This window comes from Nitrospirota bacterium (assembly GCA_040757335.1).
Taxonomy (GTDB): Bacteria; Nitrospirota; Nitrospiria; order 2-01-FULL-66-17; family 2-01-FULL-66-17; genus JBFLXB01.
This window is the reverse complement of the sequence record JBFLXB010000010.1, coordinates 34,483-55,448: the sequence shown is the minus strand read 5'-3', so window position 1 is coordinate 55,448 and position 20,966 is coordinate 34,483. Positions and strand designations below refer to the sequence as shown.

General features: G+C 64.0%; 21 protein-coding genes. 8 read left to right on the top strand and 13 right to left on the bottom strand.

The window, feature by feature from the left end; translation table 11 throughout:
* The first annotated feature begins 22 nt into the window (after positions 1-22).
* Together AB1451_07435 and AB1451_07430 are read left to right on the top strand one after the other, a co-directional pair.
* Positions 23-1,480 (top strand): anthranilate synthase component I family protein, encoded by a 1,458-nt coding sequence (locus AB1451_07435; protein ID MEW6682743.1) that lies wholly within the window; start codon positions 23-25, stop codon positions 1,478-1,480.
* 2 nt (positions 1,481-1,482) lie between these two features.
* Complete coding sequence (locus AB1451_07430; protein MEW6682742.1) at positions 1,483-2,346, top strand: aminotransferase class IV; 864 nt, start codon at positions 1,483-1,485, stop codon at positions 2,344-2,346.
* A gap of 11 nt (positions 2,347-2,357) precedes the next feature.
* Here the strand turns inward: AB1451_07430 and AB1451_07425 are convergent, their stop codons facing one another.
* Complete coding sequence (locus AB1451_07425; GenBank protein ID MEW6682741.1) at positions 2,358-3,668, bottom strand: hemolysin family protein; 1,311 nt, start codon at positions 3,666-3,668, stop codon at positions 2,358-2,360.
* Positions 3,669-3,915: 247 nt separating this feature from the next.
* Between AB1451_07425 and AB1451_07420 the strand changes: the two genes are divergently transcribed.
* From AB1451_07420 to sat, 3 genes are all read left to right on the top strand, one after another.
* Entirely contained in the window at positions 3,916-4,662 is a 747-nt protein-coding gene (locus tag AB1451_07420) for a phosphoadenylyl-sulfate reductase (protein ID MEW6682740.1), read from the top strand.
* A 24-nt stretch (positions 4,663-4,686) separates the two neighbouring features.
* The gene (locus AB1451_07415; protein MEW6682739.1) at positions 4,687-7,122 is read left to right on the top strand and encodes a sulfurtransferase TusA family protein; all 2,436 of its coding nucleotides are present in this window, start codon (positions 4,687-4,689) and stop codon (positions 7,120-7,122) included.
* Positions 7,123-7,223: 101 nt separating this feature from the next.
* A complete protein-coding gene (gene sat / locus AB1451_07410) occupies positions 7,224-8,387 on the top strand; it encodes a sulfate adenylyltransferase (protein MEW6682738.1) in 1,164 nt (387 codons plus the stop codon).
* A gap of 19 nt (positions 8,388-8,406) precedes the next feature.
* On the opposite strand, the gene AB1451_07405 is transcribed toward sat, so the two are convergent.
* Genes AB1451_07405 through AB1451_07385 form a run of 5 tightly spaced genes read right to left on the bottom strand, consistent with a single transcriptional unit; the run spans position 8,407 to position 13,864 of the window.
* Positions 8,407-10,350 (bottom strand): tetratricopeptide repeat protein, encoded by a 1,944-nt coding sequence (locus AB1451_07405; protein ID MEW6682737.1) that lies wholly within the window; start codon positions 10,348-10,350, stop codon positions 8,407-8,409.
* A 43-nt stretch (positions 10,351-10,393) separates the two neighbouring features.
* Positions 10,394-10,783: a hypothetical protein gene (locus AB1451_07400; GenBank protein ID MEW6682736.1), complete on the bottom strand. Its 390-nt coding sequence runs from the start codon at positions 10,781-10,783 to the stop codon at positions 10,394-10,396.
* Between the two features lie 46 nt (positions 10,784-10,829).
* Positions 10,830-12,509 carry an ABC transporter ATP-binding protein gene (locus tag AB1451_07395; protein ID MEW6682735.1) on the bottom strand — a complete coding sequence of 560 codons (1,680 nt, stop codon included), beginning with the start codon at positions 12,507-12,509 and terminating at the stop codon, positions 10,830-10,832.
* A gap of 50 nt (positions 12,510-12,559) precedes the next feature.
* Entirely contained in the window at positions 12,560-12,862 is a 303-nt protein-coding gene (locus AB1451_07390) for a hypothetical protein (GenBank protein MEW6682734.1), read from the bottom strand.
* Positions 12,863-12,889: 27 nt separating this feature from the next.
* Positions 12,890-13,864: a transglutaminase-like domain-containing protein gene (locus AB1451_07385; protein ID MEW6682733.1), complete on the bottom strand. Its 975-nt coding sequence runs from the start codon at positions 13,862-13,864 to the stop codon at positions 12,890-12,892.
* Positions 13,865-13,936: 72 nt separating this feature from the next.
* On the opposite strand from AB1451_07385, the gene AB1451_07380 reads away from it, so the two are divergent.
* A complete protein-coding gene (locus tag AB1451_07380; GenBank protein ID MEW6682732.1) occupies positions 13,937-15,055 on the top strand; it encodes a serine hydrolase domain-containing protein in 1,119 nt (372 codons plus the stop codon).
* On the opposite strand, the gene AB1451_07375 is transcribed toward AB1451_07380, so the two are convergent.
* On the bottom strand, positions 15,022-15,549 hold the full coding sequence (locus tag AB1451_07375) for a gamma carbonic anhydrase family protein (GenBank protein ID MEW6682731.1): 528 nt from the start codon (positions 15,547-15,549) through the stop codon (positions 15,022-15,024). The genes AB1451_07380 and AB1451_07375 overlap by 34 nt on opposite strands.
* 89 nt (positions 15,550-15,638) lie before the next feature.
* Here AB1451_07375 and AB1451_07370 point away from each other — a divergent pair, with 89 nt between their 5' ends.
* Both AB1451_07370 and AB1451_07365 read left to right on the top strand, forming a co-directional pair.
* Entirely contained in the window at positions 15,639-16,175 is a 537-nt protein-coding gene (locus AB1451_07370; GenBank protein ID MEW6682730.1) for an HNH endonuclease, read from the top strand.
* A gap of 146 nt (positions 16,176-16,321) precedes the next feature.
* Positions 16,322-16,702, top strand: coding sequence for a CBS domain-containing protein (locus AB1451_07365; GenBank protein MEW6682729.1), 381 nt, complete (start codon positions 16,322-16,324; stop codon positions 16,700-16,702).
* A gap of 162 nt (positions 16,703-16,864) precedes the next feature.
* Here AB1451_07365 and AB1451_07360 read toward each other — a convergent pair whose 3' ends face one another.
* The 6 genes from AB1451_07360 to mdh form a co-directional block, all read right to left on the bottom strand.
* The gene (locus AB1451_07360; protein MEW6682728.1) at positions 16,865-17,479 is read right to left on the bottom strand and encodes a hypothetical protein; all 615 of its coding nucleotides are present in this window, start codon (positions 17,477-17,479) and stop codon (positions 16,865-16,867) included.
* Positions 17,480-17,565: 86 nt separating this feature from the next.
* A complete protein-coding gene (locus AB1451_07355) occupies positions 17,566-17,913 on the bottom strand; it encodes a YfhL family 4Fe-4S dicluster ferredoxin (GenBank protein MEW6682727.1) in 348 nt (115 codons plus the stop codon).
* 86 nt (positions 17,914-17,999) lie between these two features.
* Positions 18,000-18,167 carry a hypothetical protein gene (locus AB1451_07350; protein MEW6682726.1) on the bottom strand — a complete coding sequence of 56 codons (168 nt, stop codon included), beginning with the start codon at positions 18,165-18,167 and terminating at the stop codon, positions 18,000-18,002.
* A 12-nt stretch (positions 18,168-18,179) separates the two neighbouring features.
* The gene (erpA, locus tag AB1451_07345; protein MEW6682725.1) at positions 18,180-18,503 is read right to left on the bottom strand and encodes an iron-sulfur cluster insertion protein ErpA; all 324 of its coding nucleotides are present in this window, start codon (positions 18,501-18,503) and stop codon (positions 18,180-18,182) included.
* Between the two features lie 138 nt (positions 18,504-18,641).
* Entirely contained in the window at positions 18,642-19,940 is a 1,299-nt protein-coding gene (locus AB1451_07340) for an NADH-ubiquinone oxidoreductase-F iron-sulfur binding region domain-containing protein (GenBank protein ID MEW6682724.1), read from the bottom strand.
* Positions 19,941-19,956: 16 nt separating this feature from the next.
* The gene (gene mdh / locus AB1451_07335) at positions 19,957-20,895 is read right to left on the bottom strand and encodes a malate dehydrogenase (GenBank protein ID MEW6682723.1); all 939 of its coding nucleotides are present in this window, start codon (positions 20,893-20,895) and stop codon (positions 19,957-19,959) included.
* Positions 20,896-20,966 lie beyond the last annotated feature (71 nt).

Below are 20,966 nucleotides of genomic sequence, written 5' to 3'. Positions count from 1 at the left end.
GGACGCCGCGGGAAGATGGCGCGTGCTCATCAACGCCTCGCAATTTCTGAATGCCCCCGGCCCGGTTCCGCTGCTGGCCAGAATCCCGTTTCACCATCTCACGCCCCTCGACGCGTATCACGCGATCTTACGTGATCAGCCCTCGTTTCTACTCGAAAGCGGCGCCCCGGCCGGCCGTGGTGCCCAAGCGCGCTACTCGTTTATCGGCGGGTCCCCGTACCAGATCTTGGAAGCCCGCAACAGACTCCTGAGGCAATGGACGCCGCACGATCAGTGGCAAAGTTGGACGCCGACTGCTGATCCGCTCCGCGACGCGTTTGCCCTGATGGACGGCTCTGGGGTTAGCATGCCTCCCGGCGCGCCGCCGTTTGTCGGCGGCGTGGTCGGCTGTTTGGGGTACGGCTTGTCCCGCCGCCATCTCCGGCCCGGTCATCCCGCTCGCGCGGCGCTGTTTCCCGATCTGTACTGGCTCTTCGTGGACCTCGTTGGCGCATTCGATCTCGCGGAACGCACCTTGACTGCGTCGTTCTGCCCAGCTCCGGAGCGGTTTGCCGGTGAGTCGCGCGCCGGCCTCTTGAAGGAGGGGCGAGAACGGTTGGAGGCGTTCCTGGCTACAGTGACGCATCCGGTGGCGTCGCCGTCCAATCTCCGGGAGACGCGCCCAATCGTTGCAACCGGCATGTCCCGCGAGGATTACTGCGCCATGGTGGAGCGGGCCAAGGCCTACATTGCCGCCGGCGATATTTTTCAAGCCAATCTGGCGCAGCGGTTCACCGCTCCGTATGCGGGACGCGACGGCCTGGACGTGTATCGACGCCTCCACACGATCAATCCCTCGCCCTTCGCCGCGTTTCTGGACCTCGGCGACACGCACGTGATCTGCTCATCTCCGGAGCGACTGGTGCGCCGCGCGGGGCGCGAAGTGGAGACTCGGCCCATCGCGGGCACGCGGCCCCGCGGCGCGAACTCGGCTGACGACGCGCGGCTGACAACCGATCTGCTGCTGAACGCCAAGGAGCGGGCCGAACACCTGATGCTGGTCGATTTGGAACGCAATGACCTGGGCCGCGTCTGCGCCTACGGATCGGTCAAGGTGGATGAGCTCATGGTCACGGAGCACTACTCCCACGTGATCCACATCGTGTCCAACATCCGCGGCACGCTACGCAACAACGCGACGAATTTCGACGTACTGGACGCCATGTTTCCCGGCGGCACCATCACCGGCGTGCCCAAGATCCGCTGCATGGAAATCATCGAGGAGCTGGAACCGGTCTCGCGAGGCTTGTACACCGGCTCAATCGGCTACGTGTCCTGGTCCGGGCACATGGACTGGAACATCGTGATCCGAACGTTGACGCTCTCCCGCGGCGAATTGGCTTTTTACGCGGGCGCGGGGATCGTCGCGGACTCGGACCCAGAAAAAGAGCACGCCGAGACTCTGTACAAAGCGCAAGCGTTGATCGACGCAGTCCGCTGAGCATGTGGGCCCTGGTGGGCGGAACCTTTGTGCGCGACAGCGAGGCGGTCGTCTCGGTGCACGACCGCGGGTTTCGCTACGGCGACGGGGTGTTCGATACGCTCCGCGTGTACGAGGGACGACCGTTCCTGCTCGAACGCCACGTCGCGCGCCTGCTCAACGGAGCCCGCGCGCTGGGCATCACCCCCCTCCCCGATCCGCCGACGTTGGCTCGGCTCATCCGCGAGTTGATCGACCGCAACGAGCCCCTGCACGCCCTGGTCCGTACCACGCTGACCCGCGGCGTGTCTCCGGGATGGGAGCCGAGTGAGGCCGTTGATCCGGCCCTGGTGGCCGTGGAACAGCCGTTCTCCGGTTACCCAGAGCGGTTGTACACGTCCGGCGCCTCGATCGTAGTCCTGAACGAGAGCCGCCTGCGGCCTGCAGCCTTGGCGCCGCACGTCAAATCGCTCAGCCTCATGGCCCACGTCCAGGCCAAACGCGAAGCCACCGAACAGGGCGCAGATGAGGCCGTGCTCTGTACCGGATCAGGATTCGTCGCCGAGGGAACAGTCAGCAATATCTTCTGCGTGGAGGACGGACGCCTTCGGACGCCTCCCCTTTCCGACGGCATCCTTCAAGGCATCACCCGCGAGGTGGTGCTGGATCTGGCCCGCCGCGACGGCTTCGTCACCGAGGAAAGCTCCATCTCGCCGGAGTCGCTGCGGGAGGGCGACGAGGTGTTTCTGACGAGTACCGGAATGGAAGTGCTGCCGGTTACGCGGGTGGACGGACGTCTCATAGGGTCCGGACAGCCCGGTCCTGTTACGCTGGCGCTACGACGGAGATATCAGGAGTTTGTAAGGGAAACGATTGGAACGAGATAAACGAGAGAAAACTACGACACTGCCGTCTTGTCGTAACCTGGAACCTTTTCTATTTTCACCTTCATGATTCGCCGGCCTTCCATGTCCACGATCGTAAATTTGAGCTGATTGTAGTGTGTGATGGCTCCGCTTCGCGGGATGTTCTGCAACTGGGCCATCACGAACCCGCCCAAAGTCTCGTAGAGCGGGGATTCGGGAATGGGGAGGCCGTACTCTTCCTTGAGATCGCGGACCGACAGCGACGCGTCCACCACCAAGGAGCCGTCCTTCATGCGCTCCACCGCCCGTTCCTCGAGATCGTATTCGTCCCTGATCTCGCCCACGATCTCCTCGATCAAATCCTCCATGGTCACCACGCCCTCGACCGCGCCGTATTCATTGACCACGATGGCCATCTGAGCGTGGCGTCGCTGCATCTCCTTGAGGAGGTGGCTCACCTTCATGCTCTCGGGCACAAAGTAGGCCGGGTGCATGAGGGCCTTGATGTCGATGGGCAAGCGCCGCACCATGGCATCCAGAATGTCTTTGGTGTACACGACGCCGCAGATGTCGTTGAGTTCCTCGCGGTAGACCGGATACCGGGAGAACTTGTTCTCGACAATGTCGGCCAAGACCGCGTCGAGCGGTGTATCCAGCTTGATCGCGTGGATCCGCGGGGCAGGGATCATGACTTCCTTGACCGAAATGTCCGCGAACTCGAAGACCGAGTGGATCAACTCCTGTTCGGTCGAATCGATTACGCCGGATTCACGGCCCTGTAATAAGAGGCTCTTGATCTCCTCCTCGGGCATAAACGCCGGTCGCGACGGAGCGCCCAACGGTCTCAAGATGAGCCGGCTCGACCACGTGAGAATTTTGACCGCCGCCGAGGACAGTCGCGCCAGCGCGTCGATCGGCCAGGCGACCCAGAGGGCGATGTGCTCGGGATACCGCAGGGCCAGGGACTTCGGGACTAGTTCCCCGAAGACGAGCGAGAGATAGGAGATGGAGACGACCACGATGGTGAGCGCGATGCCCTCGCTGGCGCTTCGGAGCACGGGATTCGGGATGCCTTCGAGATAGGGTTTCAGGTTCTCGATCGCGGTGACGCCGCCCACCGCACCGGTCAGGGCGCTGATCACCGTGATGCCGATTTGAATGGTGGCTAGAAAGCGCTCGGGATCGGCCTGAAGCCGTTGTACATCTTTGGCCCGATGTTTTCCGGCCTCGACCAGTTGCAAGATCCGGCCCTTCCGGACCGTGAGGATGGCGATCTCCGCGGCTGCGAAAAACCCGTTGGCCAAGACCAGGGCCAGGATGGCGAATATCGAATACCAGGGCAACTCTATCTCACGCAGAATCTGGGCGGGACACTCTGACCGTAACGATAACAAATCGGACCGAATTCTGACAAGGCGCCCGGAAAGCCCGCTTCCCAGGAAATACCTTGACATGCTCCATTGTCCCTCCCTATAGTATCTAAATCCTGAGTAATTCAGAGGGGTTGGACCGTCTGGGCTCTGAACAGTCCGAGCTTCGAGCGGGAATCTTACCTTTCTTAAGCACTTATGAAGAGGAGCTGACTCGATCATGACGACCACTGCCAGCCACAGCCAGGAACAACTTCAAACGATCAATCAGCGGTTCACCACCCAACCGCCCGAGGCCGTGCTCAAGTGGGCGCTCGACACGTTTCAGGGACAGGTGGCGCTGGCCTGCAGCTTCGGGGCCGAAGACGTCGTCTTGGTGGACATGCTGCGCAAGCTGCATCCTTCTCCCCGGGTCTTCTGCCTGGATACGGGCCGCCTGCATTCGGAAACATACGAGGTCATGGACGCGGTTCGCGACCGCTACGGCATTTCGATCGAGGCCTATTTTCCTCAAGCGGACGCGGTCGAGAAGATGGTTCGCAGCAAAGGGGTCAATTTGTTCTATCAGAGCATCGAGAACCGCAAGGAGTGCTGCGGGGTGCGGAAGGTCGAGCCGTTAAATCGCGCGTTGTCCGGTTTGCAGGCGTGGATCACCGGGCTGCGAAGCGCCCAGGCCGTGACCCGATCCGACACGCCGATGGTCGAACACGACGCCGCGCACCGCGGGATCGCCAAAATCAACCCGTTGATCCACTGGTCAGAATCGCAGGTCTGGGATTATATCAAGGCCCACAAGGTGCCGTACAACAAGCTGCACGACGAGGGATTCCCCAGCATCGGATGCGCGCCCTGTACCCGAGCAATCAAACCGGGCGAGGACATCCGGGCTGGACGCTGGTGGTGGGAGTCCCCTGAGCACAAAGAATGCGGATTGCACACGCATGCGAGCACGAAGGTCGCGCGCTAACGCGTTCACGGTAAGGAGCACGTCATGACACCGACGGCCGTCGCCACTCAAACCATCCCCCAGGAGATCGAGGAAGAAATCGCCAACTACGAGCGCGAGGCGCAGCGATTCCTGCGCGGCGAGATCCACCCCGAGGTCTTCCGGCGCTTTCGGCTCCAACACGGCATCTACGGCCAACGGCAAGACGGCGTGCAGATGGTCCGGATCAAGATCCCGTTCGGGGGGATGAACGCGGACCAGCTTCGTCGCGTAGCCGACATCGGCGATCGCTACTCCCGCGGGATCGCACATCTGACCACTCGGCAGGACATCCAGCTCCATTTCGTCAAGCTGGAGTATACGGCCGCCATCATGCGGCAGTTGGCCGAGGTGGGGCTCACCACCCGCGAAGCGTGCGGCAACACGGTTCGCAACGTCACCGCCTGCCCCTACGCCGGGGTCTGCCAGGGCGAAGTGGTCGACGTCACACCGTACGCCAAGGGCGTGGCGTATCACTTCTTGCGCAACCCGGTGTGCGAAAACTTGCCCCGAAAGTTCAAGATCGCGTTTTCCGGGTGCGCCAGCGATTGCGCCCTGACCGGGATTCACGACTTCGGGGTGCTGGCCGTGAACCGGGTGGTCAACGGCCGCACCGAGACCGGGTTCCGCCTCACCGTGGGCGGGGGTCTGGGACCGAGCCCCAAAAAGCCCTACCTGCTTGAGGAATGGGTCCCGGCCGACGAGCTGCGCCCGCGCTGCGAGGCGGTGTTGCGCGTGTTCAACCGACACGGAAACCGCAAGAACCGAAGCCTCGCGCGCATCAAGTTCCTGATCGAGAAGATCGGCTTTGAGAAATTCTACGCCCTGTACACCGAGGAGTACGCGTTCATTCGCGAGGGTCGCGAAGCATCCACGCTCGCACCGTTCGATCTGACACCGGAACCGATTCCGACCAACGGCGCCAAGCGAACACACACGAACGGTAGCCGCACGCCGAGGTTCGACGCCTGGCTCGCCACCAACGTCAAGGCCCAGAAACAGCCCGGCTATTCCACTGCGCTCGTCACCCTTCCGATCGGAGACCTCACCACCGCGCAGCTTCGGGGCCTGGCCGATGTCACGGAGCGATTCGCCCACGGGTCGATCCGCATCACCGTGCAGCAGAACTTCCTGCTCCGATGGGTCGCCGACGCGGACTTGTCGGCCCTGTACGACGCGCTCACCGCATTGGGGCTCGGCAATCCGGGCGCGGACCGCGTGGGTGACGTGATCACGTGCCCCGGTGCCGATACGTGCGGATTGGGCATCACCTCCTCGAAGGGAGTCGGCAGCGCGCTCACCGACCATCTGGCCCACAGCGGGTCCGCGTTCGCCGAGGACCTGAAGGGGGTCGACATCAAGATCAGCGGCTGCCCCAACTCCTGCGCCCAGCACCACATCGCGTCCATCGGTTTTCACGGCCTGGGGCATCGCATCGAAGGCCACTTGATCCCGGCGTATCAATTGCACCTAGGCGGCCGGTCGACCGATCAGGGCGTGGCGTTCGGTCAACTGGCCGGTAAGTATCCGGCGAAGCGGATCCCGGAAGTGGTGGACGCCTTGCTGGCCTACTACCGCGAACACCGCCAACAAGGCGAATCGTTCACCGCGTTTACCGACCGCGTGGGCAAAGCTCCGATCGTCAAAGCGCTGGAGCCCTACACCACGCTTCCCGCCCACGACCAGGCGCCCGCCCAGTACCTGGACTACGGCGCGTACGAACCCTTCTCCTTGGACGAGGCCGGGGCGGGCGAGTGCGCGGGCGGCGTCATCAACATGGTGGAACAACACCTGGAAGACGCCAAGTACGAACTCGCCCACGCCGGCGTCCTGATCGAGAAACACAAGCCGGTGGACGCCGTGATGCGGGCTGAACTGGGCATCGTGGCCGCGGCCAAGGGCCTGTTGGTCACCCAGGCCATCGAGCCGACCAGCAACGAACTCGTGCTCAAAGAGTTCGCGGAACGGATGGTGGACAAGGGCGTGGTGCCGCGCGAGGCGTACGACGCGGCCATGCGGCGGAGCCAGACGATCAAGTCGCACCTCACACTCGATGACGCGAAAGCGTTTGTCCGCGACGCCAAGGCGCTCGCCGACGCCTGTCGGCAGGCGTTCGCGAAGATCGACGCCTCGCTCAAAGTGGCGCAGGGGACACCGCAACTGAATGCAGGGCCCGCCGTGTCGGCCGCGCCGACGCCTCAACCGGTTGCGGCCCCGGTCATTAAGATGAACCTGTTGGGCGTGGCGTGCCCCATGAATTATGTGAAGACCAAACTGCAGCTCGAGGAGATGGACCCCCTTCAGATCCTCGAGGTCCTGCTGGACGCGGGGGAACCCGCTGAAAACGTCCCGCGCAGCGTGAGATCCGACGGGTATCGCGTCATCTCGATGGAGCAGGAAGGGGACCACTACAAGCTCGTGATCGAAAATAAAGCGTCATAGCATTCAACGATGTCCGCGTGAAGGGGCGTTCCCTGGAACGCCCCTCTCTTTTGGCCATCATCCATTTCGCTCGTCAATTGGAAGTAAAGGAGCTGCCGAACATGTCCACGCTGTCCATCCCCCACGGTGGGGTCCTCATCAACCGAATGGTCCCCCCCGACCAGCGAGCCGAGCTCGAACGTCGCGCCGGCGAGTTGCCCAAGGTGACGCTCAACGCGCGCGAGCGATCGGACCTCGATCTCATCGCGGTCGGGGCGTACAGCCCGATCGAGGGCTTTATGGGGCGGAAGGACTATGAGAGCGTGCGCGACAGCATGCATCTGGCCAACGGCTTGCCGTGGAGTCTCCCCATCATCCTGGCGGTTGATCAGGACCAGGCGAGTTCGCTCCGAGACGGCCGCGACCTCTCGCTGGTGGACGAGTCGGGAGCGGTGGCCGCGATTCTGCACCTCGAAGAGCGGTATCAGCGCGACAAGGCCCACGCGGCGCGCGCGATTTACCGCACCGAGGACCGCAAACACCCCGGGGTGGACTACTTGTTCCGACGCGGCGAGGTGCTGCTGGGCGGGAAGGTCGATGTGTTGCGGCGGCAGGTTCACCCGGATTTTCACGAGTATCGTCTCGACCCCGCCCACGCCAGAAAGGCCTTCGCCGAACGAGGCTGGAAGACCGTGGTGGGCTTTCAGACCCGCAACCCTATTCACCGCGCGCACGAGTACATCCAGAAGTGCGCGCTCGAAATCGTGGACGGGCTCTTTATCCATCCCTTGGTCGGCGAAACCAAGTCGGACGACATTCCGGCAGACGTACGAATGCGCTGTTACCAGGCCTTACTGGCTAACTATTACCCCAAGAACCGGACCCTGCTCGGCCTGCTCCCGGCCGCGATGCGATACGCGGGACCGCGGGAAGCCATCTTTCACGCCATCGTGCGGAAAAATTGGGGGTGTACGCACTTTATCGTCGGGCGCGATCACGCCGGCGTCGGCAACTTCTACGGCTCGTTCGACGCGCACCATATCTTTGCCGAGTTCAAGGACGGTGAGTTGGGCATCACCCCGTTATTTTTCGACAACACGTTCTACTGCAAGACGTGCGGCAGCATGGCGTCCGCGAAAACGTGTCCCCACGACGCGGCCAATCACGTCGCCCTGTCCGGTACCAAGGTCCGAGAGATGTTGAGCACCGGCGTCATGCCGCCCCCGGAGTTTTCCCGGGCCGAGGTCGCGCAAATTCTGATCGACGCCATGCGAAAGCCCGCCTGATCCGACGCGCGGCTCGTGATCAGGGCCTGCTCGCGTTGAGCAGATCCGCGACCGCCTGGCGATACGCCGCGTACCGCGGTTCTTCAGGCATACGGGCCAACACGCGCTCAAGCGCTTCGCGCGCCGCCTCCCCGCGACCGAGACCGGTCAACGCCACGGCACGGTGATACTCCGCTTCGAGAAACTCTGGGGCTGCGCGGAGCGCCGCGTCCGCATACGCGAGCGCTTCCTCCCAGTCTCGGCGGGCGATCGCCAGCCCCGCGAGGCTGTTCAGCGCCTCTCGGTTGCCGGGATCGCAGGCCACCGCGTCCTGATATCGCCTCCTCGCTTCCGTCGCGTCGCCTTGCTGGTACGCGATCGCGGCCAGGCGGGTCAGCGCCTCCACGTCGCACGCATTGAGTGCCACCGCTCGCGTAAACGCGGTGGCGGCATCCTGAAGTCGTCCCGTCTTGAGTTCGATTTCACCCAAGAGGTGGTGACCCTTCCAAAACCCGGGCTCGCGGGCAATCCCCTGGATCACCATCAGCCGGGCCTCGTCGTATCGCCCCTGTGATGCGTAGACCGCGCTGAGATTCCAGTATCCCAACGGATAGTCGGGAAGCTGCGTCACCGCGCGACGCAACACCGCCTCCGCCTTGTCCAGCTCCCCGTGGTCGCGATAGGCTCGACCGAGTTCCACGTACGCCGACGCGTTGTCCGGAGCTCGCTCCACCACCTCGGCCCACAGCCGGCGCTCATCGCTCCACACCGCGGACCGCGACCGATCGACCAGCACCGCGACGACCAGCAGGGCGGTCCCAGCGACGAGGACCGTCGTCCTCCCGGCGGAGCGAGCCCCCAACCGATCCGCCCATCGTCGCCACGCGAGCTGAACGCCGCGGGCCGTGAGCCATGCCAGACCGGCCGATGCCATGAGGATGCGGTTCTCCATCAGCAACGCCTTGGTGGTGATCCACGGGAGCGGCGCCAGCATGAGGAACGACGACACGATCCAGATCGACAGCCACACGGCCAGAGGTGCGCGCCGCCACCACGCGAGGCCGAGCGCAAGCCACGCCACCGAAGCCGCGACCAGCAGCGCGCCGAGGGCGATGTCGGCGCGCTGGACGAACGTCAGCTCGTGCACCGTGCCGAGCGGCCACGGCCAGACCCAGAGGCTCAGCGAGCGCCACACGATTTCGACAAAGGTCCAGACCGGATGGACCGCCGTGTGCGGCTCCACGGGCACCTGTCCAACCACGGAAGACCGAGCCGCCAGGTAGATGATCGCCACGATTCCAAATGGGACGACCGCCAGCAGCCGACGGTGAACCTGTCCGCGACGCGCGTCAGCGAGCAATCCGCTTGGCAGGACGAACGCATAGGCCGCCAACGGGATCACGACGGCCAACGCCGACTCCTTGCTCAGCAGTGCGAGCACGAATGCCCCGAGCGCCACGGCGAGCCATCTCCCCCGCCCGGAGTCTACGGCCTTCACGAACCCCCACACAGAGATCACGGTCCACAAGCCCGCCAACAGCGAGAACCGCGCGGAGATATAATTGACCGACTCCGTGTTGACCGGATGGACCGCAAAGATCGCTCCGGCAACCGCCCCCCAAGCCACGCTGCCCAGCAACAGGCTTCCCACGGCGAACACCATCAGCGTCAAACACGCGTACAGTCCGAGGTTGACGGCGAGGTACGAGACCGGTCCGTCGCCGAACACCGCGTGGTTGATCGCAAACGACATCATGGTGACGGGTCGGAAGCCGGCGCCCTCTGACGGCGTGCTGGCGGTCCACGAACGAATCGCCGGGTTCTCCACGATGACGTGATGATCGTCGTACCGAAATCCACCGGCGAGCGAACCGCCGTGGGCGGCGAAGACGAGCAGGACCAGACCCACCGCCAATGCAACACGTCGCCCCGGTTCGCGCGGGCGATCGGACGGATGGTCCAGGACGCTCAGTCGGCTGTCCACAGACGCGTCTCTTTGGTGCGGTGCGCGACTCGTATCGGAACGATCAGCGGGATTCCGCGCTGCCGGTGACGGGCTCAAGCTCGATCAACCCGGATTCACGGCCCGCGTGGAAGAACGCTTCGTCGGACAAGGCTTTGTCCTGAGTAAAGTGGGCCGCAATGCGATCGAGGTATCGCAAGGACACCAGGCTGATCGTACAGGCGAAGATCATATGCATCAGTTCCCACGTCAACCACGCGTAGGCAGCAGCCAGCGACGAACCGATGAACAGTACCCCCAGCGCGCGGGCAAACCACACCAAACCGGCCGGTGCCCACCGCCGCTGGTCGGGCGTCGGCAGGATCAACAATTTGCGTGCCTTGGGTTTCTGGATCGCCAGCCGCAGGCGGTTCTCCGCAACGGCTTGTTTAACGGGTTCGAACGCTTCGAGCACGTTTCCTACCCTCCTCCGGCCCTGTCAGCCGACGCACCCGCCCGACTCACAGACCCGTCCCAGCCGAAGGCGCCAGAGACAGGCGGTGGTAGAGGCCGCGGGTGGCCAGCAATTCGACGTGAGTCCCCCGCTCCACGATCCGCCCTTGATCCAACACGAGGATCTGATCCGCGCGCTGGATCGTGGACAGTCGGTGGGCGACCACGATGGTGGTCCGACCTTTCATGAGTCGATCGAGTGCGTCCTGCACGAGCACTTCGGACTCGTTGTCGAGCGCCGAGGTCGCCTCGTCCAGCAACAGAATGCGCGGATCTTTGAGGATCGCCCGCGCGATGGCAATGCGCTGCCGTTGTCCGCCGGACAGGCGGACGCCTTTTTCACCCACCACGGTCTCGTAGCCGTTCGGCAACGCTTGGATGAAGGCGTGAGCGTGGGCGGCTCCCGCCGCCGCGGCGAGCTCTTCGCGCGTCGCGGCGGGCCGCCCGAACCGGATGTTCTCCTCCACCGTGCCCCCGAAGAGTATGGTCTCCTGCGGGACGAACGCGATCAGCGCATAGAGGTCCGCGAGGCGGATCGAACGGATGTCGCGACCGTCGACGAAAATTGCGCCCGACGAGGGGTCGTAGAACCGATGGATAAGATGCACCAGCGTGGTTTTGCCGCCGCCGCTCGGCCCGACCAACGCCACGATTTGGTCCGGCTCAGCGGTCAGACTGACGCCCTGGAGAACCGGGCGGCCGTTGTCATAGGCAAACACCACGTCGCGGACCTCGACCCGTCCCGTCACCACTCCCAATGGGGCCGGCCGCGCCGCGTCTTGCACCGTCGGCCGTTCGTTCAGGATTTCGTTCACGCGCTGCATGGCGCCCTGCGCCTCTTTGATCTGGGTGAACAGCCGCGCGACGGCCGAAAACGGTCCCATCAGAATTCCGCCGAACAACAGGAACGCCACGAGGTCCCCGGGGGTCATGGCCCCCCGGATCACCTGCACCCCGCCGTACCACAACACGCCCAACGCCCCGATTAGGGTGAGCGACGTGATCACGGGCACGAACACCCCGAGCAGCGTCGCACGCCGCAACGCCACGGCGTCCGCCCGAGCCAGTTGCGCCGCCAACCGCTCACGCTCACAGCGCTCCATCACGAACGACTTCACCAGTTTGATACCGGAAATCATTTCCTCCAAGATGGTGGCGGATTCAGCGGTGCGGTCCTGGCTCTCGGTCGAGAGCGTCTTCAGCCGACGTCCGAAGATTCGCGCCACCAATACGACCAACGGCACCACCGCCAACACGGCCAGACAGAGGCGCCAGTTCATATACAGCAACAAAGCCATCGCGCCCGCGAAGGTGACCGCCTGTTTGGCCAGGTCCACGGGAAGGGTCGTGGCCACCTGCTGGACGGTCCCGACGTCGTTGGTCACGCGGGACATGAGCTCTCCGGTCCGCCGCTTGACGAAAAAATCCAGCGAGAGTGTCGTCAGATGCTCGACCACACGCAGCCGCAACGCGGTGACGATGCGCTGGCCGACGCGGGCGATAACCACATATTGACGGACGGACATCGCGCTGTGCAGCGCGAAGAGGGCGAGCGCGGCCCAGATGATGCGCCACAGGGCGGTGGTGTCGTGGCGGACCAACACATGGTCGACGAAGTACCGGAACAGCCACAGGAGCGCCAGGTTGAGCGTGGCGACCCCCATCACGAGCAGCGAGGCCTCGACCATCGCACCTCGGTGCGGGCTCAGCAGCGATTTGAACGGAGTAAGGTCGACTTTCACGACGCGAGGCGCGCCGGCAGACAGAACTCCCCGCCGAGTTTAATCACGGCCAGTCCCTGCGTGGGATACACCTCGCAGGCTTTGGCCTTCACGGCGAGGGTGCTGTTCGGCAGCACCAGCGTCACCGTGCAGTACAGACACGTGCCGTTCCAACAGAACCGATTGCTGGCGGCGATGTAGCCTTCGTCATAGAGCGCCCACACCAACGAGACGTCGGACCGGACGCGGTACCGTCGGCCGAGAATCGTGATATCGACCAGCGCGGCGGCCGGCGGTGTGGTCGGAAATGGGATCTTCACGGAGCGCTCGAACGCATGGGGTTCGCGTTACGCCGGACCGTCAGCGTCCGGAAGTTTGACCCCAGCCACGCCCGCGGCGCCGGATTCGGACACGCCGACGACGCGCTTGAGATATCCGGTCAACAGTTGTGCTTCGGTCGAGGCTCCTCGTTTGGTGAAGACCGCCACCAGGTTGCGAAGCATGCGCGCGACGATGTAGCGGGGGCCCACCGGGCGCAGCATGCGGGGATCGAAGGTCAACCCCGACGCACGCAACCACGCCGCGCAGTCTTCACGCGTCAACACCCGCCCGCCTCCGAACGCGTCCAGGTAGGGCCCGGACGGCTGGGTTCCGTATCGGACGAGGAAGTGGCCGGGCATGCCAACCCCCACGATGGGCAGGTTGAGCCGCCGCGCCAGCAGCATCACCACGACCGACAACGAGACCGGAATACCCCGTCGACGAGCCAGGACATCCGACAGGTAGCTGTTCCGGGGGTCGTCATACGACGCAGTGTTGCCGCGAAATCCCACCTGCGAAAAGAGGAAGGCCCTGAGCCGCGTGAGTTTCTCTTCGACATCCGACGCCCCGGTCAGCTGGCGGCCCAGCCGGTCGGCCAACTGGTCCAAGCGGTGCGAGACCTCCGACGGATCGCGCAAGGGGTCGCCGAACCGATCGATCAACAACGCGCCGCCCTCGAGATCCGCGTCGAGGGCGCCCGCCCAGCGGCTCCACTCCGCGTCGAGGGCTTGGCGACGGATATGGGTGGCCAACGCTGCGGCGGCTCCGTCCCGAGTGTCTCGTTCCGCAGCCGCAGCGTCCAGCCACGGCAACGCCAGGGCTCCCAGTTCTTCCAGACGACAGCGGATGATGGCCACGTTCTCCCGTTTGGATTCGCGTTCCAACAACGTCACCAGGGCGGCGATCGCGCCGTCGGTCAATGGGTGGATTTTCTCGGCGCTCGCCTGCGCGGTTTGAAGGGTTTGCGACGGTAAAGACGGCGATTTGCTCAGGCGAAACACGCCGCTATCATAGCACAAGGGCGCTGGACAGAACCACGGGTGCGGGCCGCTTCACACCACGATCGGAGTATAATGTCCGCCGTGCCTCATCCCCTTCATGCCGCCATGACGGATGCCGTCTCCAACGCCGTGTTTCCCGGCGGCGTGCTCCTGGTGGACGTGGCGAGAGAGATCGTGTTTTTCGACGCCTACGGTTCCGCCGCCGCGGACCCGGTGGCGGAACCGATGACCCCTGACACGGTGTTTGACCTCGCGTCCCTCACCAAACCGCTGGTCACCGCCGCCCTCACCTTGTCGCTGGTCGCGGAACGCCGGCTCTCGCTCGACGACAGGGTGGCCACCCACCTCCCCGGCTGGGCGGAGGGCGCCAAGGCTCGCGTCACGTTGCGGCACCTGTTGACCCATACCGCCGGATTGCCCGCCTGGCGCCCTCTGTATCAGGACCTGGAACCTGCGCTCGTGGCCACCCCGGAGGGCAAGCGTCACATCGTGACGACCGTTGTACAGGAGCCTCTCCTGAGCGAACCGGGCGCCGAAAGTCGTTATAGCGATCTGGGATTCATCTTGCTGGGCGCCGTCGCGGAGCAGAGCGGGAGCCACCCATTGGATGAGTTGGCCCACCAGCGCCTGTTGACGCCGCTCGGCCTGTCGTCAGTGGGATACCTTCCGGTCCAAGACCCGAAGCAGCGTGAATGGTCGACCGGGCGCCGCGTGGCCGCCACCGAACGCTGCCCGTGGCGAGGTCGGGTGTTGCGGGGCGAGGTCCACGATGAAAACGCCTATGCCATGGGCGGCGTGGCAGGCCACGCCGGACTGTTCGGCGATGCGCTGGGGGTGCGGGGCTTGGTTCGAGCGTGGCGGGAGGCGACGCTCGGTCGCTCCGCGTTATGGCCGGCCGATCTGACGACCCAATTCTTGACCCGCCAGTCCGATCTGGGACAAGGCGGCTGGACGCTCGGGTGGACCGTGCCGACGCCGCCGTCAACGTCGGGCCGGTTCTTTTCCCAGCGCGCCTACGGTCACCTCGGGTTTACCGGCACCTCGGTCTGGGTCGATCCCGACCGCGACCTGACGGTGATCCTGCTCACCAATCGCGTCCACCCGACCCGCGACAACCAGAGCATCGCCGCGTTCCGCCCCGCGATCCACGACGCAGTCTATCGCTGGTTGTTCGACGGATCGGCTCGATAGTCGGCCGCGTCGCTGACGTAATTCGCGGCGCTTTCCGCCAAGAACGCGATCTCCTCCGCACGCAACGCGCGTCGCACCGCGGCCGGGGCCCCAACCGCCAGGCTTCGCGGGGGGATCACGGTTCCCTCGGTCACCAGCGCTCCGGCCCCCACGATCGATTCCTCGCCAATGACGGCCCCGTCCATGATAATGGCGCCCATTCCGATCAGACATCGATTCTTGACCGTGCAGCCGTGAAGGATGGCCGCGTGCCCGATCGTGACTTCGTCTCCCACGTGCAACGGCGCTGTCCGCCGGGTGACGTGGAGCATGGCGAGGTCTTGGATGTTGGTCCGGGCGCCGATACGGATCACGTTCACGTCGCCGCGCACCACGGCGTTACACCACACGCTCGAGTGCGCGCCGATCACCACGTCCCCGACGATCTGGGCTCCCGGGTCAACGTAGACCGAGGGGTCGATCACTGGCGTTTTGTCTCGGTAGGGCCGGATCACGACGGGACCGGAGCCCGGCCGCAGGCTCGTTGCGCCTCGCACCCAAAGTTGATAAACTGGATTTTACGCACCGGGAACGAGCTGCGCTGATGGATCAAGCCCTGCTGCTGAACTCCACGTACGAACCCCTTCGGATCATCCACTGGCAGAAGGCTATCACGCTGTTGTGGCAGGAAAAGGTGGAGGTCCTCGAAGTCTACGATCGGCGCATTCGCGGGGTGTCCACCACGTTTCCGTTGCCTGCGGTGCTCCGCCTGCTCAAACTGGTCCGGATCGAACCCACTCGCCGCGGCGTCAAGTTCTCGCGCGCGAATATTTTCATCCGCGACCACTACCAGTGCCAGTATTGCGGCAAACGCTTTCGGACCGAGGATCTCACGTTCGACCACGTCGTACCCATTGCGCGGGGCGGACGAAAGAGCTGGGAGAACATCGTCACCGCGTGCTGGCGCTGCAACAACCACAAGAGCGGCCGCACGCCGGGCGAGGCTCGGATGAAGCTGATCAAGGCGCCGGTCAGACCCGCCTGGAATCCGGCGCTGGCCATGACCATCGGCCTGTCTCATACTCCATCGGTCTGGAAAGACTACCTGTATTGGAACGTCGAGTTGGACCACGATGAGTGACCTCGGTCGCGTGAGGATAGCGGCTCGGTCTCACGCCTGTCAACCGGCGCCAGCGCACCGCTCGCGGCTTGACCCCTTTCTTTCGACCTCTGTATAATCCCGCCGTCGAGTGCTCGGATGCCGTCACTCCCCGAGCAAACGCCGGTATGCTCCCACTCGCCGTCCTCATGAACCGCGACATCAAGGCCATCGATCGCGACGCGTCGGTGCGCGACGCCGCCCGTCTGATGCGCGAGAAAGGCGTGGGGTCGCTGCTGGTCGAGTCGCACGGAGAGTACATCGGAATCGTCAGCGAGACCGACGTGGTCCGCCGAGGGGTCGCCGAAGGCCTCGATGTCGACCACTCGCCCGTTCACCGCGTCATGAGCAGCCCAATCATTACCTTGGACATCAAGAAGGGCGCGGTTGAAGCCAACGCCTTGATGAGCGAACGCGCCATCCGTCACCTCGTGATCACCGAAGAGGGCAAGATGGTGGGTGTCCTGTCAGTGCGCGACCTCCTGGTCTACTTCAAAAACCAGTTTTAGCCCGGCCAGGAATGGCCATCTGCGGCGTTGCCGCTGTGCATCCGGTTGCTTCGCCACGCACAAACCGCGTTCTCACGTAAAAGCCCATTGGGAGTACTCCGTCCGGTGCTCGCGGCGCCTTGCATCTGACGCATTCCTGGCCGGGCTCGCTGTCGCTTGCTCTCAGGAGTTCCTGGCAATCACCGGCAACAGCCGGCTGAACGTTTCCACGCCTTCACGCACGATCATGTCGGGCTCGATCAGCCGATTGAGCGACACCCAGCGCTGCAGTTTGAGCACCGTTCGGTTTCGCGCGGCTGATATCACCGAGTCCCGGTTGTCCGTCTGAATCGCAAGGACGCTGGGTCCTGCAGCGCGCCACACCCAGGGAGTTTGGGCCAGCGATAAGGACAACTCCTGGTCCGCCACGGCTGCGTACGACTTGTCGAGATTGGCCCGATACCGATCGAGCAGGTTCCCTTCCAGGATCAGTGCGAAAAACAACCCTTCCCCCCACCAGAACATCGACCGGTAGGTAAACTTCTCGTCTCGGAAAAAATGCTGCGGGAAGTCGACGTAGGCGTAGGGTCGGTCGCCGAACCGTTCGCCGCGAACGAGCTGCCACCTCGTCCAGTCCATCTCCTCGGGAGCGAGCAGAGCGTCCGGGGTGAGCCGTGCGGCCAGCGCGTCGTGGAGAGCCTCCAGCGCGGTCTTGATTCGCTGGGTCAGACGTTCTTTCCAGGCAAACGGGCCCTCCTGTTTGAGGAATTCCACCTCGTCGCGAGAAAAGGCCTCCATGCGTTCGATCCTGTGTCGACGCAAAAGACGAGAGGCTGGACGGGGTTCGCCCGCCCAGCCTCTCGTGTCTCATTTCGCGGGTTTGATTAACCGCGCACGCCGGACCAGACCTTGTTCGGGTCGATCTCCTTGTCGGGATTGAGTCGTCGCGCTTTCTCGAGCAACACGTCTTTGGTCTCGGGATGCTGGGGATCCGACACGCAGCAATCCGGCACCGGGCACACGGCCGCGCACTGCGGCGCGTCATAGTGGCCCACACATTCGGTGCACCGATCATAGGTGATCACGTACAGGCCGTCGGCCATTCCGTCTCCCTCGGAAACGTGCCACCCGGCGGCCTCAGCCGCCGCCCGGCTGTCAAAAATCGCTTCATTCGGGCACTCCGGCAGGCAGGCCCCGCATGAAATACATTCCTCAGTGATCCTGACCGACATACGCCTTCCTCCTTCTGTTGTCGTCCCGCCGGCCCAACACGTCCGTTACCGCCAGGAGCTCCGTCACTGGATGCGCCACGTCCCGACTAGTGCCACGAAACGCGCGTTTCGGACCGCGCCATCTCGACTACGACCATCGCCGTCAACCACTCGCGCCACGCCGCGGTGCAGAATTCATCCGCGTCCAGCCGCGGGCGATCCGCCAGCGCGCGCTCCGCATTGTCCCATTCCGGTTGATAACGAGCGCTCGCCACGTGGCCTGGCCGTTACGCGTTGAACGAACTTCCGCACCCGCAGGAAGACTTGGCCTGCGGATTCTTGATCGCAAACCCTGATCCCTGCAGGCTGTCGACGTAGTCGACCTCCGCGCCGGTGAGCATCGGCGCGCTCTGCGCGTCAATGAATACCTTGACGCCATGCGCCTCGACGATCGTGTCGTCGGGATTCGCGTGCTCTTCGAACGTCATTCCGTACTGGAATCCCTGGCACCCCCCACCCGAGACATACACCCGCAGACCGTGGTGGGGCTTGTTTTCGTCAGCCAGTAGCGTCTTGATTTTGGCACTCGCCTTCTCCGTGATAACCAACATGAGTCGCCCTCGTTGTCTTCGCCGATGTGATTGAAACCGCTGCAAAAATACTTGAAAAGTGTTGGTATCGTAGCATCGGGCTGGAAACCTTGTCAATGAGCGCGGAGTCCTAGGCCATCCGGGCAACAAAACGCGGGGTCATAGGGCCTTTGGACGCGGTACGGCTTGGGGGAACGGACAGCCGTGACCAGCGATATGCGCGTCGTATTCGTCGCGAAAAAGCCTGAGGGTGCCCTCGGCTGATCGCACCGCGCTGCTCACGAGGTCGCAATATCCTCGCCCCCTCACCAACCCGAACACCTGGACCAAAAAGTCCAGGTCCTTGGGAGCCGCTTCCCCGTTCTCGACCTTGGCCAGCAGGTCGGCGATGTTTTGCGTGCCCAGCTCGCACGGCGGGCACTGCCGGCACGATCCTTCCTGGTAGAACCGCGCGAACTCGATCGCCACGCGGATCAGGCACGTGTGGTCGTCGTACACCATCACCCCGGCTGTTCCCAATCCCGACCCGATCCGCTTGAGCGAATCGAAATCAAGGGGAACATCGAGGTCTTTCGCCGTCAGGACGGTCTGCGATGGCCCCCCGGGGAAGACCGCCTTCAGCGCACGGCCCTCGGGGATCCCCCCTCCGGTCTCGTAGATGAGCGAGCGCAGCGGTGTTCCCAGAGGGAGTTCGTACACGCCGGGTCGCACCACGGAACCGGTGAGGCTGAAGAGCATGGTGCCTGGGCTGGTCGGGGAACCCACGGCCGCGAACCACGCGCCGCCCCGCAGCACGATCTTGGGAACGTTGGCGAGGGTCTCGGCGTTGTTGACCAGCGTGGGCAGGCCGAACAGCCCGTATTGGATCGGATAATACGGCGGCTTCTGCCGCGGTCGGGGCGTCTTGCCCTCGATCGACTCCAGCATCGCGGTTTCTTCGCCCGCGATGTAGGCGTCTGGACCGCGGAAGAGGTGCACCGTCACCCCAAAAGACGAGCCGAGCACCGACGATCCCCAGTATCCCTTATTTCGCGCCGCGTCCAGAGCGCCGGCTAGGATCCGATGCTCTTCGTGAAATTTGTCCTTCAGGAAGATGTACGCCTCATCCGCGCCCACGGTGTACGCGGCGATGATGACGCCCTCGATCAGTAGGTGGGGATTGGCCCGAATGAGGTGGCGATCTTTCAGCGTTCCGGGTTCGCCTTCGGAGGCGTTGCAGCACACGTATTTGACCCGGCCGCGCTTCGCAAGCGCCATTTCCCACTTCTTGCCGGTCGGGAACCCCGCTCCGCCGCGGCCCCGAAGATTCGAGCGCTTGATCTCCTCAACGATGTCTTCCGGGGCCAACCCCGCGACCACCTTCCGGAGCGCCTCGTAGCCACCGGCCCTTTCATACGCCGCGAGATCGAGAGTGCCGTCGGGTGGGACGCCTTCGAGGAGAATCGTTGTGACTGACACTGGGACGGACTTTTTCTTATTTTCGGGCGGCGTCAACTTTATCGCAGAGTTCGCGGACCGCCGCGGCGGACCGTTCCAACTGCGACCGCTCCGAAGCCGAGAGATCCACTTCGACGATCGACTCGACACCACGTGCACCGAGTCGAGCGGGAACGCCCACGAAGAGCCCCTGGATTCCGTATTCACCCATGCAATACACGGCGCTGGGAATCACGGTATGCCGATCGGCCAACACCGCCTCCGCCATCTCCACCGCCGCTGCCGACGGGGCGTAGAACGCACTGCCCGTCTTGAGCAGATTGACGATCTCCGCCCCGCCTTCCCTCGTTCGCTTGACCAACGCGTCCAGCCGGTCGGCCGGGATCAGTTGATCCACCGGGATCCCGTTGACCGTGGTGTACCGCATGAGCGGCACCATGGTGTCGCCGTGTCCACCGAGAACCAACGCGTGGACGTTGGCCACGGACACGCCCAACTCCATGGCGATAAACGTCCGCAGCCGCGCCGCATCCAACGCCCCCGCCATCCCCATCACCCGTTCCTTCGGAAACCCGCTTTCTCGATACGCCACGTAGGTCATGGCGTCGAGCGGATTGGAGACGATGAGCAGAATCGCCCGGGGAGAGCGTTTCGCCACCTCCCGGACCACGGTCTGCACGATTTCGGCGTTGATCCTGAGCAGGTCGTCGCGACTCATCCCTGGTTTGCGGGGAACGCCGGACGAGACCACGACCAGGTCCGATTCTGCCGTGTCCTCGTAGTTCGCGGTGCCCGTGACCCGGGTGTCGAATCCTTCGAGCGGCGCCGATTCCATGATGTCGAGCGCCTTGCCCCTGGCGAGTCCCTCGTTGATGTCCAACAACACGACGTCCCCGAGGTTCCGCTCCGCCAACCGCTGGGCCGTGGTGCCGCCGACGTTGCCGGCCCCGATCACACTGATCTTGCGCCGTCCCATCCCCCGCTCCCTAACTATGGACGTGGCGAACCCTCTGAAGCTAAGAGCCGCATCTTAGCCCACTTGCGCGG